The organism is Gallalistipes aquisgranensis, assembly GCF_014982715.1.
In the GTDB taxonomy this organism is placed as follows: domain Bacteria; phylum Bacteroidota; class Bacteroidia; order Bacteroidales; family Rikenellaceae; genus Gallalistipes; species Gallalistipes aquisgranensis.
In genome coordinates, this window is the sequence record NZ_JADCJY010000001.1 from 844,965 (window position 1) to 861,185 (window position 16,221).

Below are 16,221 nucleotides of genomic sequence, written 5' to 3' on the forward strand. Positions count from 1 at the left end.
TCGTACTACATACCTCCTGACGAAGAGGCCGCCTGCTCCTGTTGGGACCCTGTGTCGATCCTGTCGTCGTTCTTGATGCCGCGCGATGTTTTCTTGACCCGCGTGTTCAACTTGCCGAAGCGGTAGTTGACTCCGAAGCTGATGCGTCTCGACTGCATGCGGAATTCGCTGTACTGTCGGATCGAACTGTCCTCTGTGCGGTTGTCGAACTTCCTGAATTTGTTGAACGGTTCTTGCATACTGAGCGTGACGTCCAGTTTCTTCTTGAACAGTTTCTGTATCAGGCTGACTCCCGTGAAATAGAAGGACGAGTTGCGTCCCTGGAGGGAGACGGGCATCGAGAACATTCCTGCGTTGGCCCGGAAATTGGCGTCTTTCCACAGACCCACGCCGATGCCGAGAAAACCGCCCCAATTGAATCCCTCGTTACTCAGATCGCGGGATTTCGACTCGATCACCGAATAATTCAGGTTGGCATTGACGAAGACGTTGAGCCTCGTCTGCAGCCGATAGGAGTAGGAACCGTTGATACCGTACATCTGCCGGCGTCCGATATTTTCGTAGGTGGTGGCCGTTACCCCTTCGTCGAGCACCTCCTTGATCTCGGAGATCGTGTTGTTGGAAAACGAACCGTTCACGCCGAGAAACAGGTTCCACGATGTGTTGAAAATCGAGTAGTTGGCCGAAAAGGAGTGAGAAATGACCGCTTCGAGGTTCGGGTTTCCGTAACGGATATTCATCGGGTCGCTTTCGTTCACGTATGGATTCAGCTGCCGGATGTCCGGGCGTTGCAGCCGTTGCGTATAGGAGACCCGGAGCGATTGCGAAGGTTTGATTGCGTATGAGAGATTCACATAGGGAATGACGTCGAACTGTCTGTTGTCGAATTTCAGCGGGCCGTCGGACGTTTTGGCCATACCGTCGTTGATGGTCCCTTCCAGTCGGAAACCCGCTTTCGCGCTGAACTTTTTCAGTTTGAAAAGGTAACCGCCGTATAGTCCGAAAATATGCTGCGTGTAATCGAGGTTGTTGTTGCCGTCGTCGTAGGGCTGCCATCCCGTCGCCTCGTCGTACATGCGGAGAATGTCGGAATTGTTGTCGTTCAGCCGGACGATGTATTTGACGCCCGTTTCGATCTGGTGTTTCTCCGTGATCGGATTGTAGTAGTCGACCTGTACGGTGTGTTCGTTCAGCGAAGCCCGGTCTCGGGAGGATTCCTGATAGGTCTGGTAATCCACGATCCCCTCGATGTCGTTGGTGTAATCGGTCCTGTTGGGGTTGGTGTTCAGCAGATAGGAGATGGTCAGCGTGTGTTCCGGCTTGCGGAAGGTGTGCTGGTAGTCGAGACTGGCGGAGATGCTGCTGAATCCGTTTTTCGACCGGTTGTCGTTGGTGTACTGTCGGATGATGTCGCCGTTTCCGTCCCAGTACCGGGTATCCGAAAACGAATTGTTCCGGTGCTTTCCGTCGAATCCGGAGACGGAGAGCGTCAGCAGGTTCAGCGTGTCGATTTCATAGCTGGCCTCGATACCGAGATTCTGCATGAAGCGGTAGCCTTCGCCGTTGCCTGCCACCAGCGACCGTCCCGGGTCGGGAAGAAAGTAGTCGGTCTCTATCCGGTTCGTGGTCTCCGGGGTGCCGTGGCGTCCGGCCATATAGCGGGCCGAAAAGTTCAGTTTGCCGATCTGGGCCGAGATGAAGGCGTTGCCGGAGTAGCTGTTGAAGGAGGAGATGCCGGCTCCCACGCTGCCGCTGAAACCGTTGGTCGTTTTTTTCGTGGTGATGATATTGATGATGCCGGCGGCTCCCTCCGCTTCGTATTTGGTGGAAGGATTGGTGATGACCTGAATGTCCTTGATCGTTCCGGCGGGCATGCTGCTGATGACGTCGCTGAGATTGTTGGAAAACATCGGCGAATTCTTGCCGTTGACCAGCACCTTGAAATTGGTCTGTCCGTTCAGTCTCACGTTGTTTTCGGCATCGACGCTGATTTGCGGAACTTTCCTGAGAATGTCCGCCAGCGTGCTGGTAGTGGCTTCCGGATCGGCCTCCACGCTGTAAGTGATCTTATCGGCATCGCTTTTGATGAGGGGTTTTTGGACGGCTACCGTGACTTCGTCGATCGCCACTCCCTGTACCAGGCGGAAAACGCCGGCGTCGATCTTCGTTTTGTCGGCCGGAAGCGTGATGTTGCGTGTTACGGGCGTATAGCCCAGCGATTGGGCGGTGAGCAGGAAGGTCCCGTCCCGTTTGACGGTGAGGGTGAAGCGTCCCGCTGCGTCGGCTGCGGCTGCGGTCACCACGCGGGAACTGTCGTCCGTTACGGCGATGGTGGCGTATTCGATGCCTTTGCCGGAGAGCGAATCGACGATTCGGCCGGTGACGGTGTGCGTGACGGTCTGTGCCGTCGATCCGAGTGCTGCCAGCAGGGTGAAGCAGGAAAGGAAAAATGGTGCGAAGCGTCGCTTGAAGAACATCGGTGTCGTTATTGGGTTATAGTATAATAAAAAGCGTCCCAAGATAGGCAAATATTCCCAATAACGGAGAATTATGATCTTAAAAAAACGATCCGGTGCGATGCGCGACCGATAATGTAGTATATTTGTCCCTAAAACATGGAATGTTATGCATAAAGCTGGTTTTGTCAATATCATAGGGAATCCCAACGTGGGAAAATCCACCCTGATGAACGCACTGGTCGGGGAGCGTCTTTCGATTATCACGTCGAAGGCCCAGACCACGCGCCACCGGATTATGGGAATCGTAAACGGAGAGGATTTCCAGATCGTCTATTCCGATACGCCCGGCATTCTCAAGCCCCATTACAGACTTCAGGAGTCCATGATGAAGTTCGTGACGGGGGCCTTACGCGACGCCGACATCATTCTGTATGTGACCGATACCGTGGAGAGGTGCGACGAGGCTTCCGGTGAAATCGTCGAGAAGATCGGCCACAGCGGAATCAAGACGATCGTGGTAATCAACAAGATCGACCTCACGACGCCCGAGGGCCTCGAAAGGCTGGTGGACGAGTGGAAACACCGGCTGCCCGGGGCGGAGATCGTTCCGGTTTCCGCACTCAACAATTTCAATATCGGAGGGCTGTTCGATCTGATCGTGAAAGATCTGCCCGAAGGGGAGCCGTACTATCCGAAAGATACGCTGACGGACAAGACCTTGCGCTTTTTCGCCTCGGAGATCATCCGTGAGAAGATATTTCTCAATTATGAGAAGGAGATTCCGTACAGTGTGGAGATCGCCATCGACGAATACAAGGAAGAGCCCGGAATCGACCGGATCGCCGCTACGGTCTATGTGGCCCGGGAGTCGCAGAAAGGCATTCTGATCGGGCACAAGGGGGCGATGCTCAAGAAGGTGGGTACGCAGGCCCGTGAAGAACTGGAGAAGTTTCTGGGGAAGAAAGTGTTTCTGCAACTGTTCGTCAAAGTGAACGATAACTGGCGCAACGACGAACGGCAGTTGAAACGTTTCGGTTACGAAGAATAGGCGTACAGAATCCGCAGCCGGTCGGTCATCCACCACTGGATCGCTCCCCGAGAGACCATGAAAAGGATGAAGGCGAGCCAAAGGGCATTGTTGCCCCACGGTCCGGCCAATCCGTAATAGACCCCGAAAAAGACGGCCAGCGACAGGAACATGGCGTTGCGCAGGATGCGTGTGCGAGTGGCTCCGAGCAGGATACCGTCCATCAGGAACGGTGCGAAGCCCGTGAGCGGAACCAGTACGACCCACACGACGTAGCGTCCGGCGCTTTCGATGACCTCCTGCGAGTTGGTGAACAGGGAGAGGATGCCGCGCCAGCCGGCCATGTAGATCGCCACGTAGGCCAGTGCGACGCCGAGGCTCCAGTAGAACAGGTTACGGATACAGTGTCGCAGGGCAGTTGTATTGCGGGCTCCGACGAATTTTCCGACCAGTGATTCGGCCGCGTAGGCCAGACCGTCCGACATGTAGCTGAACAGGGTGAAGAGTTGCATCAGCAGCGTATTGACCGCCAGTAGCGTGTCGCCCATGCCGGATGAGGCCGATGTGAAGAAGGTATATACGGCCACGATGCAGGCCGTCCGCAGGAAAATGTCCTTGTTGATGTCGAAGAATTTAAGCATCGGTTTGATCTTCAGGCTGCGGCGCAGATCGGTGAACCGGGCGAACCGGCGGTAGTAGACCGCCCAGAGGCCCCAGGAAAGAAGCAGGCCGCCGTATTGGGCCACGACCGTGCCCCATGCGATGCCGGCTACACCCATATCGTACCCATAGACGAACCAAAGGCTGAATACGACGTTGATGACGTTGATGGCGATGGAAACCGCCATCGGGAGCTTTGAGTTCTGCATGCCGATGAACCAGCCGTGGATGGCGTAGAGCGATACGGTGGCGGGTGCGGCCCAGATGCGGGCGAAGAAATATTCGGCGGCCATGGCCTGCACGGTTTCGCTGCCGTGCATCAGGCCGAGGGAGAGGTTTCCGACCCATTTTTGGAAGACCAGCAGCAACAACCCCATGCCCAGAGCGACGGCGGCAGAGCGGGTCAGGATGTGGGTACATTCGGCGAGGTTGCGGGCTCCGAGAGCCTGGGCTGTCAGTCCGCTGGTTCCCATGCGGATGAAGGCGCAGTTCCAGTAGATGAAATTGAAGATGGCCGTCCCGATCGCCAGCGCGCCGATGGCGGCGCTGCTCTCCATGCGTCCGGCGATGGCCAGGTCGATCATCCCCAGCAGCGGAATGGAGATGTTGGAAATGACGTTGGGGATGGCCAGATTCAGAATGCGTTTGTTCATGGTGCCGGATTCTGGGCGCAAAGATAGGCGAAAAATGCGAAAGGTCGTTCCCCTCCCCGGCGGAAACCTCTGTGGACGGGGTGGAAAAGATGAATTATTCAAGGGTTTTTGCTGGGATATGAGTGGTATTTCAAATAATTTGCCTATCTTTGCAGGCCCGTTATAATACGGGTATTGGATCACATTCATAACAAGTATTAATTTTAAACGTAAAACACAGTGGAGTCATTAAGCTACAAGACAATCTCCGCCAACGCAGCGACCGTCACCAAAGAGTGGGTGCTGATCGACGCCAACGGCGAGGTATTGGGACGTCTTGCTTCTCAGGTGGCCAAAATCCTGCGCGGCAAGAACAAGCCGAGTTTCACTCCCAATGTCGACTGCGGCGATAACGTGATCGTTATCAATGCCGACAAGGTGAAACTGACCGGCAACAAGATGACCGAAAAGGTCTATGTACGGCATACGGGCTATCCGGGAGGACAGCGCTTTGCCACCCCTGCGGACTATCTGAAGAGAAAGCCCGAATTCGTTATTGAGAAGGCCGTGAAAGGCATGCTGCCCAAGAATCGTCTGGGTGCGGCCGTTCTGCGGAATCTGAAGGTTTATGCCGGCGCCGAGCATCCTCACGCCGCTCAGAACCCCAAAACAATCAAATTAAACGAGATTAAGTAATGAGTATGGAAGTTGTAAATGCCGTTGGCCGAAGAAAAGCTGCTGTGGCACGCGTCTATGTAAAACCCGGTAAAGGTAGCATTACGATCAACCAGAAGCCTCTGGAAACCTACTTCCCGCTGGAAATTTTCCAGTACGTGGTAAAGCAGCCCCTGCTGGTGCTGAATGCCACGGAAAATTATGACATCACCATCACGCTCGATGGCGGTGGCATCAAGGGACAGGCCGAAGCTGCCCGCCTGGGTATTGCACGCGCCCTCTGCGAGATCGATGCCGAGGTTCGTCCGGTGCTCAAGAAGAACGGGTTCATGACTCGTGACCCGCGCGAGGTTGAGCGTAAGAAACCCGGTCAGCCCGGAGCCCGCAGAAAGTTCCAGTTCAGCAAGCGTTAATACGTCCGACGACTGCACGGAACCGGTGCAAATCGAGGGGACTGCCCCGAGGGCGCTACCTCACGATTGCCGTTCCGCGGAAAACCGGAGGGATTGTCAAGGACACTACCGCTTCGGTTGATGCAAAGAGAATTAAAAACAGAACAAAAGAAAACAACTCACAATGCCGAGAACTGATTTTAATCAATTACTGGAGGCCGGCGTTCATTTCGGCCACCTCAAAAGAAAATGGAATCCCAAGATGGCTCCCTATATCTTTATGGAGAAGAACGGGATTCACATCATCGACCTGCACAAGACCGTTGTGAAGGTCGATGAGGCTGCCGCAGCCCTCAAACAGATTGCCAAATCGGGTCGCCGCGTACTTTTCGTGGCTACCAAGAAGCAGGCGAAGGATGTGGTCGCCGAAACGGTCGCCGCTGTCAACATGCCGTACGTTACGGAGCGTTGGCCGGGCGGTATGCTTACAAACTTCCCCACTATACGGAAGGCCGTCAAGAAAATGGCTACCATCGACAAGATGACCAACGACGGTACTTTCGACAATTTTTCGAAACGTGAAAAGCTCCAGATCGCACGTCAGCGTGCCAAACTGGAGAAAAACCTCGGTTCCATCGCCGACCTGACCCGTCTGCCCGCCGCCCTGTTCGTCGTGGACGTGCAGAAGGAGGCCAATGCCGTGAAGGAGGCCAAGCGGTTGAACATTCCCGTCTTTGCAATGGTTGATACTTGTTGTGATCCAACCGACATTGATTATGTCATCCCTGCAAACGACGATGCGACCAAATCCATCGCTGTGATTCTGGAGGCTGTAACCGCAGCTATCGCAGAGGGTCTGACCGAGCGTAAGCTCGAGAAGGAGAAAGAAGCTGCCGAGGCTCCTGCAAAGGAGGAGAAAGAAGCCAAACCCCGTATCCGCAAGGCCGTGAAGGCCAATGTGGAGGCTGAGGTTGCAGCCGAGGCACCCAAAGCCGAAGAGGCTGTGGCTGAAGTGGCAGAACCCGCTGCGGAAACGGCAGCCGAATAATCCGATAACATTAAAGAAAGGAATAACGATGGAAATTAAAGTTGCAGATGTTGCCAAGCTCCGCAAGATGACCGGAGCCGGTATGATGGACTGCAAAAAGGCGCTGATGGAGGCCAATGGCGATTACGACCGGGCCCAGGAGATTATTCGTGAGAAAGGTAAACTGGTCGCCAGCAAGCGTGCCGACCGTTCTGCTACGGAAGGTGTGGTCGTTGCCAAGGTGGTGGGTCAGAAAGCCTATATGCTCTGTCTGGCTTGTGAAACCGATTTTGTCGCTAAAAATGCCGAGTTCGGTGCTTCGGCCGAGGCTATTCTGGAGGTGGCCGTGGCGAATGATGCCGCTGACATGGATGCGCTGCTCGCCTTGAAAATGGGGGATGTGACTGTGGCCGATGCCGTTACCGAAAAATCGGGACAGACCGGAGAGAAGGTGGAGCTGCCTTTTTATGGGAAGATCGAGGCCCCTATGGTTGCCGCATATGTGCATATGAACAAGAAGTTGGGGGCTTTGGTCGGTTTTAACAAGGAGGTTCCCGAAGAGGTTGCCCACGATGTGGCCATGCAGGCTACGGCGATGGCCCCCGTGTCGATCAGCCGCGAGGACTGTCCTGCCGACGTGATCGAGAAGGAACGCCATATCGGTCGCGAACAGGCTCGCCTGGACGGTAAGCCGGAGGCTATGCTGGACAAGATCGCCGAAGGCAAACTGAACAAGTTCTTCGCCGAATCGACGTTGCTGGAACAGGCTTTCGTCAAGAACCCGAAACAGAACGTGGGTGCCTATATCAAGGCCGCCGTATCCGACGCAACGGTAGTCGCTTACAAGCGTTTTTCGTTGAACGACTAAGTTCAGAAACTTTTATATACCAAGAAGGTTCCGCACTTTTTCGGTGCGGAACTTTTTTTATGTGCAGGAATTTTTTATTTTTACTTAAATTTTTGAAAAAGGAAAAGTATGCGATTGTCTTGGGTTGGAATGGTGTTCGCGGCTTTGATCGGTACGAATCAAGTCGTTGCGGAAGTATCCCGGGAGGGACAGAAGATGAAAAGGTGTGCCGTTTCCGTGGATACGATCCGGGTGGAGGCTCCGTTCGATATGCCTTTGCTGGAAGTGCCAGTTTTTCCCGATTCGGATTTTGTGATTACTGCATACGGGGCCCAAGAAGGCGGTTCTGCCGATTGCACACGGGCGATAGCCGATGCTGTCGCAGCCTGTCACGAGGCCGGAGGTGGACGTGTCGTCGTTCCGGCCGGCCGGTGGCTGACCGGGCCGGTACATCTGAAAAGCTATGTCGATCTGCATATAGAAGAGGGGGCAACCCTTGTGTTCAAGGGCGATCCGGAGAGTTATCTGCCCGCCGTCCGCTCCAGTTGGGAAGGCATGGAGTGCTATAATTACTCCCCGCTGATTTATGCGTTTGAATGTACCGATGTCGCCGTGACGGGCCGGGGAACCCTCTCTCCGGTCATGGACGTCTGGGCGAAATGGTTCACCCGGCCGGCGGCCCATATGGCGGCATTGAAAGAACTCTATACGATGGCGGCCGAGGGTGTTCCCGTGGAACGACGCCAGATGGCGCGGGGGGAGAATAATATGCGCCCACACTTCCTGCAGTTCAACCGTTGCAGGCGGGTGTTGGTGGAAGATGTGAAGATTCGGAACAGTCCTTTCTGGACGATCCATTTGCTTCTGTGCGATGGTGCGGTCGTGCGACGGGTGGATATCCGGGCTCATGGACACAACAATGACGGAGTCGATCCGGAGATGAGCCGGAACGTGTTGATAGAACACTGCATATTCGATCAGGGAGACGATGCGATCGCAATCAAATCGGGGGCCGACCGGGACGGCCGCCGGCTGAATACGCCTACAGAGAATCTGGTGATGCGTCATTGTACGATGCGTAACGGACATCAGTTGGTGGCGATCGGAAGCGAACTTTCGGGAGGCATCCGCAATGTTTACGTGCATGACTGCGTATTCGAAAACGAGCCGGATGACCGTCCCCAAAATCTGATGTTTATCAAAACCAATGTCCGGCGCGGCGGATACGTGGAGAATGTCTGGTTGGAAAATATTACGGCCAACAGTACCCGGTACGGCGTTTTGGGGATTGATACCGATGTGTTGTACCAGTGGCGCGATCTGGTGCCTACGTATGAGGAGGTCCTGACGAGGATCGAAGGCATCCATGTCCGGAATATTCGCTTGGGGGAGTGTGCCGTGCCGTTCAGGCTGTTGGGGGATGCCCGGCTGCCGATCCGCGATGTGGAGATCGAGAACGTGGTGGTAGGAAAGGTAACCGGGGAACCGCGTGTTTATAAGAATGCAGAGAATGTCCGGGAAAAGAATATCTCGATCGGAGGGAGCGCAAAATAGAAGTGTCTGAATGGTGCCGGGACCGTTAGCCCGAAAGAAAAACCGTAGTGTCGGACCGCTTCTATTCCTCTTCGGAAATTTGTTCTACGTCTTCCAGAGAGACATACCATATGTATCCCCTTATGTCGTTGTAGCCCATTGATCGCAGAAGGTGCATATAGCTTCTGATCTGGCGTTTATGGGCAGCGCTGCGCAGCAATCCGAATTTGTAATCCACGACGACGGCTTCTTTTCCCCGGATCATGACCCGGTCCGGACGCCGGGGGAACGGCGTTCCCGGAACGATAATCTCGTTCTCGTTGCGAACGGTTTCCCAGGAAGAGTCGAACCATCTGCGGACGATTTCGTTATGGAAGGCCTGTTCGATGGTTTCCTTTAGCGTGGTGGCTTCGGCGGCGGTCAATGTACCGTTGTCGAGCATGTTTTTCAATTCCGTTTCGATGTCTTGTTCCGTTCCTGCCTTTTCGAAAATACGGTGCATCAGGATGCCGTAGTTGCGCGGGGAGAGGGGCGGAATCTCTCCTTCTTCTCCGAGGTAGCGCTGCATGGGCATTCGCAGGCGGACTTTTGCTTCCGTTTCCCGGGAGGGATACCGGGCTGCCGAGTGCTGTTCCGTCCGTATGTTGTCTGTATGTACGATCGGTGTGCCGAACTCGATTCGGGTGCCAGCCTCCGTGTTGGATACCTTTCCGGACAGGTCGCCCAGCGATGCGGTCTCTCCCGACAGGGCGATCGAATCCAGAATCAGTGCGCTGATTTTTTTCGAACCGCTTAGGGACGGATTTTTTTTCGCTTCGGGCATCATGATATGAAGTTCCTCTTCGGCCCGGGTCGTAGCTACGTAAAATGTGTTGATGTTATCGATGTGGGACAGGACCATTTCGTTGAAATATTCTTCCGCGAAAAACGACTCTCCCATCTCTTTTTTGAACCCGACCGGAATTCGTCCGGCGGCTTCGAAAGGTGTACCGGCACAGTCGGCCCACAGGATCGTCCGGCTTTTGGGGTTCATCTCCCAGTTGCAGTAGGGGATCAGAACGGCTTTGTATTGCAATCCTTTGGCTTTGTGGACCGTGATGATCGTTATGGCCGAACGGCTTTGGGGCATGTGGACCGATTGGGAGGCCCCGGTGTCGTCCCACCATTTGAGAAACAGGGGCAGATCGGCGATCGTGGAGGTGCTGAAAGCGATCATCTGTTCGTGCAGCGCCTGGATGTAGGCGATGTCCTCCCTTTTTTCGGCCAGCCTGTAACGGATCAGGATTTTTTCGAATGCCTCCTGCGGAGACCGGATGCGCAGCGACCGGAGAAATTCCGCCTCCTCAGCAGGAAGAGGATGACTGAAGGGCAGGTTAAGCCAACGCCGATAGACTGCCTGTCGGATCGCATCGTCCGGATTGACGGCCAGCCTCAGGCAGGCGACGATGAATCCGGCTACAGGGGCTGCTCCGATCGTAAGCGCTTCGGCCGTGACGACATTATAGCTGTACGGTGAATTCGGGTGGCGGCTCTTGTAGTCGAGCAGCAGGTTGGCGATTTTTACGCCTTCGGCATTGTAGCGTACCAGAATGGCGATATCGCTGGGTGCATATCCCCGGGCCTGCAGTTCTTCGATCCGTCCGATGACGGGCGGAAACGTTTCCGTATCCTCGTTTTCATCGTGTCTGTATTGGGTGAGAGTGATATATCCCTTCCATGCTTTGTCCCGGGGTTTTTGCGCGTGACCCGCATACGCTTTGCGAAGCATGCCGGACAGTCGGTTGTGGCACTTCACGGGAATGACACCTTTTTCCCCAGCTTCGTCCAACAAGGCGTCGAGCCGGTCGTTGTCGAGTGTGACGCAACCTTCGACGATCCGGTTGTTGAACTCCACGATGCTGCGCAGACTTCGGTAATTCGTGGTCAGATCGTACCGGGATACCGAGCCGAACTGCCGGTCTATATCCTGTGCCAGTATCTGCCAGTCACCGCCCCGCCAGCGGTAGATGGACTGCTTGACATCGCCCACCAACAAAACGGGAGAGGCGTCGGACTGGGAGACGGCATTTTGGAGCAGAGGGACGAAATTTTCCCATTGCATGGCCGAGGTATCCTGGAATTCGTCGATCATGAAGCGGGAAAAATGGTTGCCGGCCTTTTCGAAAATAAACGGAGTGTCGTTTCCGGCGATCAGTTTGTGCAGGATCGTATTTGTTTCCGAAATGGGCATGATGTTTTCCTTGTTGCACAGTTCTGCGATCTTTTCCGACAGATCGGCGAGAAGAGCGAAGTTCCGGTAGTTCTCCCGGAGCAGACCGCAACTGGAGAGAAAACGGGCGTTTTCGTCCCACAGGCGGCAAAGTTCTTCCAGCAAAGGTCTCAGCCTGGGGATCAGCGCGATGATATCCGCCTTGTGCGGAGAGGTTTTCGCATACCATTTTTCATCCGCACCGAGTGCGTCCGCCACCCGCTTGCCGTAGGGGCCGATCGTCCCCGCGGCCGTTTTGACGAAGTAACTGGTGAATCCGGTCCGTCCCGAGGCGAAGTCGGTCGGGTCAAGACCACCCTCTCCGATGATTTCGAGTGCCTGTCGTGCCATACGCCGCATCCGGTCCGCGACGGCATGGGCCTGGGAGGTGGCTTTGCGGACGATCTCACCCAGTTTCTCTTTCGAAGCCGTCGCATTTTCCCCGTGGCGGGTCAGTGCGCGGTAATTCTCCTTGAACAGCTCTTTCCCCAAGCGTACGAGCTCCGTCTTGATGTCCCACTTCTTGTTCTCCTGTATCTTTTCCTCCACGAAATCGACGATCCATTTTTTCAGGGCGTCGTTCACCGAAATATCCTCGATCAGATTGTCGGCTGCTTTGCCCAGCAGGTTGTCGGTCTGGAGTTCCAGATTGAAATTCAGGTCCACCCCCAGTTCCTTGATGAAAGAACGGATGATGCGCTGGAAGAATTTGTCGATCGTAAGGATGGCGAAATGGCTGTAATCATGCAGGATGCGGGTGCGGGCCGTGTGGGCCCGTTCACGTATCTGGACGGGAGTGAGCTCCAGTTCGCGTTGCAGGTCGTCCCGGTAGGGAGAGGTCTCGCCTTCGGCCAGGAGATTGATTTCGCTCAGGATGCGCTGTTTCATCTCCTCCGTTGCCTTGTTGGTGAAAGTTACGGCCAGGATATGCCGGTAGAGATATGGCTCCTCGATTACACTTCGGACATACTCGTAGGCAAGCCGGTAGGTTTTTCCGGAACCTGCCGAGGCTTTTACTATTTGGACGCTTCCCATCTTTTCCCGTGGAGATTGAAGTGATAAAGTTAGAGAAAATATGCGGATTTCGCCAAATAATTTGTATCTTCGGGGTGATTAAAACAAGAGAGTATGAAGAAGATTTTTGCAGCGGTCGCAGCGATCCTCTGTTCGGCCGGGGCGGTTTTCGCCCAGCAGACGATCCGGAGCGACAAGGTTTCCTGGTTCAATACTGTGAGTCTCACCGGAAAACTGGCTGTCGAACTGATTCCTTCGGACACGAATCGAATCAACATCGAGTTGAAAGATACGGATATTACCAAGTTGGAGTGGGGGGTGACGGACAGTGTCCTGACGGTTAAACTGCGTCCGGGAGGTGTATCGCCCAAAGGCAGTGCGGTCGTTGTGATTCACTATCGTGTGCTCGACGATCTGCGGGTCAACGGTGCGGAAGTGAAGACGCAGGATACGCTTGCCGGAGGAATGATGTCGATCGACCTGTCCGGCGGAGCCAAGCTGACGGCTACGGTGAAGTGCCAGGACCTGGACCTGAAGCTGTCGGGAAATTCGGCAGCCCAGATGGATGGGTATGCCAAGTATTTCACCCTGCGCGCGGCTCTTCGCAGTAAGGCCGATGCCCGGAATCTGGATGCCCAGAGCGTGACCGTGCAGGCGTACTCCAATTCGGAACTCTATGTGGATGCGATGGAGCGTCTGGTGGCCGAGACAGGGACGGGCGGTACCGTGTTCTATACGGGGAAGCCGCAGATCGTCAAGCTTTCCACCAAGATGGGCGGCAATATACACGACATAGACGGAAAAAGGTAGGTACTGCCGCTCGAAGGCGGAATATGGAAAGTTTTATCGGGCAGGTAGCTGAGAGTCTTTATACAAGGTACGGGGACGGATTGTCGTCCCTGTATATTTTGTTTCCCAGCCGTCGGGCCCGTCTTTTTTTTGCCGATGCGCTTTCGAAATTGACTTCCCGGCCTTTGTGGCAGCCGCGTTATACTTCGATCGACGAATTGATGGAGGAGATTTCCGGATTGCGGGCGGGCGACCCTGTGCGGTTGGTGACGGAGCTCTACAAGATATACCGGACGCACCATGAGGAGACGTTCGATTCGTTCTATTTCTGGGGAGAGATGTTGCTTTCGGATTTCGATCAGGTCGATAAGTATTTGATCGATGCGGACATGCTTTTCAGCAATATTTCTGATCTGAAGGTGTTGGAGAGCGATTTTTCCTATCTTTCCGAAGAACAGATACGGATTATTTCCCGTTTTTGGAAAAGTTTCGGGCTGGAAGACGAGTTCTCTCCCGAAAAACAGCAGTTCGTTCGGATTTGGCGCAGTCTCGCACCGATTTATCATGCCTATAATGATCGTCTTTCTTCGCTCTCGCTGGCCTATACGGGCATGATGCACCGGCGGGCGGCGGAGCTAATCCGTGAGGGACGTGTTCTTTCCCCGGCAGAGCCGAGAAGATATGTGATTGCCGGGTTCAACGCCTTGTCGGAATGTGAGAAAATCCTGTTTGACTATCTGAAAAATACGGCATCGGTCGATTTCTTCTGGGATTATGACGACTACTATCTGAAAGACCCCGATCAGGAGGCGGGGTTGTTCCAGCGGGAAAACCTGCGGCGTTATCCTTCGGCCGATCTGTCGGTGAATGACAGAAACGCGTTTTCGTCGCGGAAAGAGGTTGTGGCCGTTTCGGCTCCTTCGGATAGTCTTCAATGCAAATATGTGTACGATTTCCTGGAAGAGACGGCCCGGATCGAGGGGCGAACGCCCGACAAGGAGACGGCTGTGGTGCTGACGGATGAGAATCTGCTGGTGCCGGTGCTGTATTCGATTCCCGAATCGGTAGAGAATGTGAATATTACGATGGGGTACCCTCTTCGCCAGACGTTGGCTTACTCTTTCGTGGAACGGCTCGTCGAGTTGCAGAGCCGGGTTCGGTGGCGCGGCGGACGAGTACTTTTCTATCATGCCGATGTGACGGGTTTGCTGACACATCCTTTCGTTGCGTGTGGGGAATACGAACGGACTGCCCGTGAGATAGCCGCAGAGGTGTTGCGGAAACAGCAGGTGTACGTGGCCGGGAACAAATTTCCGCAGGGGGGAATATTGGCGGATATCTTCTCTCCGGCCGAAGGATGGCAGGCGTTACAGGAATATCTGCTGCGGATTCTCTCGTCGGTCGCCCGTTTGCCTTACGAGGGGGAGGACGCGGCATTGCGACTGGAATATTTTTCTCTGATTGCGGATCAGTTGCATAAACTTCGCAATTCGTTGGAACAATGCGATCTGGATTTGTCCGTACCGATTTTCACTTCGTTACTCCGGCGTATGCTGCAAAAAATGACGGTTCCCTACGAAGGGGAGCCTTTGTCGGGAGTACAGGTTATGGGTATTCTGGAGACGCGGAATCTGGATTTCGAGCATGTGGTGATCCTTTCGGTGAATGACGATACTTTTCCCGGAAACCGTGCTGTTTCGTCGTCGTTCATTCCCTATAATCTGCGCCTGGCCTACGGTTTGCCGACACCAATGCACCACGAGGGCGTGTATGCCTACTATTTTTACCGGTTGTTGCAGCGGGCCCGGAGGGTACATCTGGTCTATTGTTCCCGGAGCGACGATAAACGGACGGGGGAGCCCAGCCGCTATATTTATCAACTGAAATATGAGTCGCCTCACCGGGTGGAGGAACGAAAGATGACGGTGGATGTGAATCTCGCACCTCCGGAACCGATCGTTGTGGAGAAGCGGGGCGACGTGGCGCGGACCCTGGATGAGTTTTTGACGGCAGGGGGGCGGACTCTGTCTCCCACCTCTTTTTATACCTACCTTGAATGTCCGGTCAAGTTCTATTTCCATGCCGTGGCCCGGCTTCGCAAGGAGGAGGAGTTGACAGAGGAGATCGATTCACCCATGTTCGGAACCATTTTGCACCGAGCCATGGAGTTGTTGTATCGCCCGTTGGTGGGTATGGACAATCCGGGGCCGGAAATCCGTGCCTTGATCCGTTCTGCGAAAGTGGACGATGCGGTGAATCGTGCCGTGTGCGAAATGTTCCTGAAGGATGAACGGGCCGATCCGGAAGAGTTCGGCGGAGGGGTATTGTTGGTGCGGGACATCGTTGCCAGATATATCAACGGCTGTCTGCTGCCCTACGATGCCGGCCGGGGCGATTTCACGGTAGTGCAACTGGAACGCCGGATCGAGGCCTCTTTCCCGTTCGGGAACGGGGCGAAAGTCTGTTTCTCCGGATTGGCCGACCGGATCGACCGTGCCCGCAACGGATTGGTGCGCGTTGTGGATTACAAGACCGGGGCGCCTCATATCGAGTTCAACGGTGTGGATGCGCTTTTCTCGAAGCGGAGGGAGGAACGGAGTTCCGCTGTATTGCAGACTCTGTTGTACGCTATGATGCTCAACCGGTCGGAGGGTGCGGATGTTCAGCCTTCGCTCTATTATATCCGGAATCTGAACGCGGAGCATTATTCGCCCTTGTTGCAGGACAAGTCGCTGGGGCGACCGGTCGAACGGTATTCCGACTATCGTCAGGAGTTCGAGATGCGGCTGAAACGTGTATTGGAAGAATTGTTCGATCGAGACATACCGTTTCGGCAGTGTGACGATCCCGTGTGCTGCACATGGTGCGACTTCCGGGAAATATGTCGAAGATAAATAAGAAATCCGGCCTTCCCAAAG

The 16,221-nt window shown here is 54.6% G+C and carries 11 protein-coding genes; 8 read left to right on the forward strand and 3 right to left on the reverse strand.

All coding sequences use genetic code 11. The features are described from left to right. Positions 1-5: 5 nt before the first annotated feature. The gene (locus tag INF32_RS03080) at positions 6-2,477 is read right to left on the reverse strand and encodes a TonB-dependent receptor domain-containing protein (RefSeq protein ID WP_226386947.1); all 2,472 of its coding nucleotides are present in this window, start codon (positions 2,475-2,477) and stop codon (positions 6-8) included. Between the two features lie 148 nt (positions 2,478-2,625). Here INF32_RS03080 and era point away from each other — a divergent pair, with 148 nt between their 5' ends. After that, positions 2,626-3,507 carry a GTPase Era gene (era, locus tag INF32_RS03085; protein WP_226386948.1) on the forward strand — a complete coding sequence of 294 codons (882 nt, stop codon included), beginning with the start codon at positions 2,626-2,628 and terminating at the stop codon, positions 3,505-3,507. Here era and INF32_RS03090 read toward each other — a convergent pair. Beyond that, on the reverse strand, positions 3,495-4,799 hold the full coding sequence (locus tag INF32_RS03090) for an MATE family efflux transporter (RefSeq protein ID WP_226386949.1): 1,305 nt from the start codon (positions 4,797-4,799) through the stop codon (positions 3,495-3,497). The two genes, era and INF32_RS03090, sit on opposite strands and share 13 nt — an antisense overlap. Before the next feature lie 219 nt (positions 4,800-5,018). On the opposite strand from INF32_RS03090, the gene rplM reads away from it, so the two are divergent. From rplM to INF32_RS03115, 5 genes are all read left to right on the forward strand, one after another. Next, on the forward strand, positions 5,019-5,474 hold the full coding sequence (gene rplM / locus INF32_RS03095; RefSeq protein WP_226386950.1) for a 50S ribosomal protein L13: 456 nt from the start codon (positions 5,019-5,021) through the stop codon (positions 5,472-5,474). Positions 5,475-5,479: 5 nt separating this feature from the next. Next, positions 5,480-5,866: a 30S ribosomal protein S9 gene (rpsI, locus tag INF32_RS03100; protein ID WP_226388089.1), complete on the forward strand. Its 387-nt coding sequence runs from the start codon at positions 5,480-5,482 to the stop codon at positions 5,864-5,866. A gap of 163 nt (positions 5,867-6,029) precedes the next feature. Continuing rightward, positions 6,030-6,893 (forward strand): 30S ribosomal protein S2, encoded by an 864-nt coding sequence (gene rpsB / locus INF32_RS03105; protein ID WP_226386951.1) that lies wholly within the window; start codon positions 6,030-6,032, stop codon positions 6,891-6,893. Between the two features lie 28 nt (positions 6,894-6,921). Continuing rightward, positions 6,922-7,740, forward strand: coding sequence for a translation elongation factor Ts (gene tsf, locus INF32_RS03110; protein WP_226386952.1), 819 nt, complete (start codon positions 6,922-6,924; stop codon positions 7,738-7,740). A 108-nt stretch (positions 7,741-7,848) separates the two neighbouring features. Further along, positions 7,849-9,273, forward strand: coding sequence for a glycoside hydrolase family 28 protein (locus INF32_RS03115; protein WP_226386953.1), 1,425 nt, complete (start codon positions 7,849-7,851; stop codon positions 9,271-9,273). Positions 9,274-9,334: 61 nt separating this feature from the next. Here the strand turns inward: INF32_RS03115 and INF32_RS03120 are convergent, their stop codons facing one another. Then, a complete protein-coding gene (locus tag INF32_RS03120; RefSeq protein ID WP_226386954.1) occupies positions 9,335-12,535 on the reverse strand; it encodes a UvrD-helicase domain-containing protein in 3,201 nt (1,066 codons plus the stop codon). Positions 12,536-12,628: 93 nt separating this feature from the next. Between INF32_RS03120 and INF32_RS03125 the strand changes: the two genes are divergently transcribed. Further along, on the forward strand, positions 12,629-13,324 hold the full coding sequence (locus INF32_RS03125) for a GIN domain-containing protein (RefSeq protein ID WP_226386955.1): 696 nt from the start codon (positions 12,629-12,631) through the stop codon (positions 13,322-13,324). A 200-nt stretch (positions 13,325-13,524) separates the two neighbouring features. Further along, positions 13,525-16,197, forward strand: coding sequence for a PD-(D/E)XK nuclease family protein (locus INF32_RS03130; protein WP_317172663.1), 2,673 nt, complete (start codon positions 13,525-13,527; stop codon positions 16,195-16,197). The last annotated feature ends 24 nt before the right edge of the window (positions 16,198-16,221 follow it).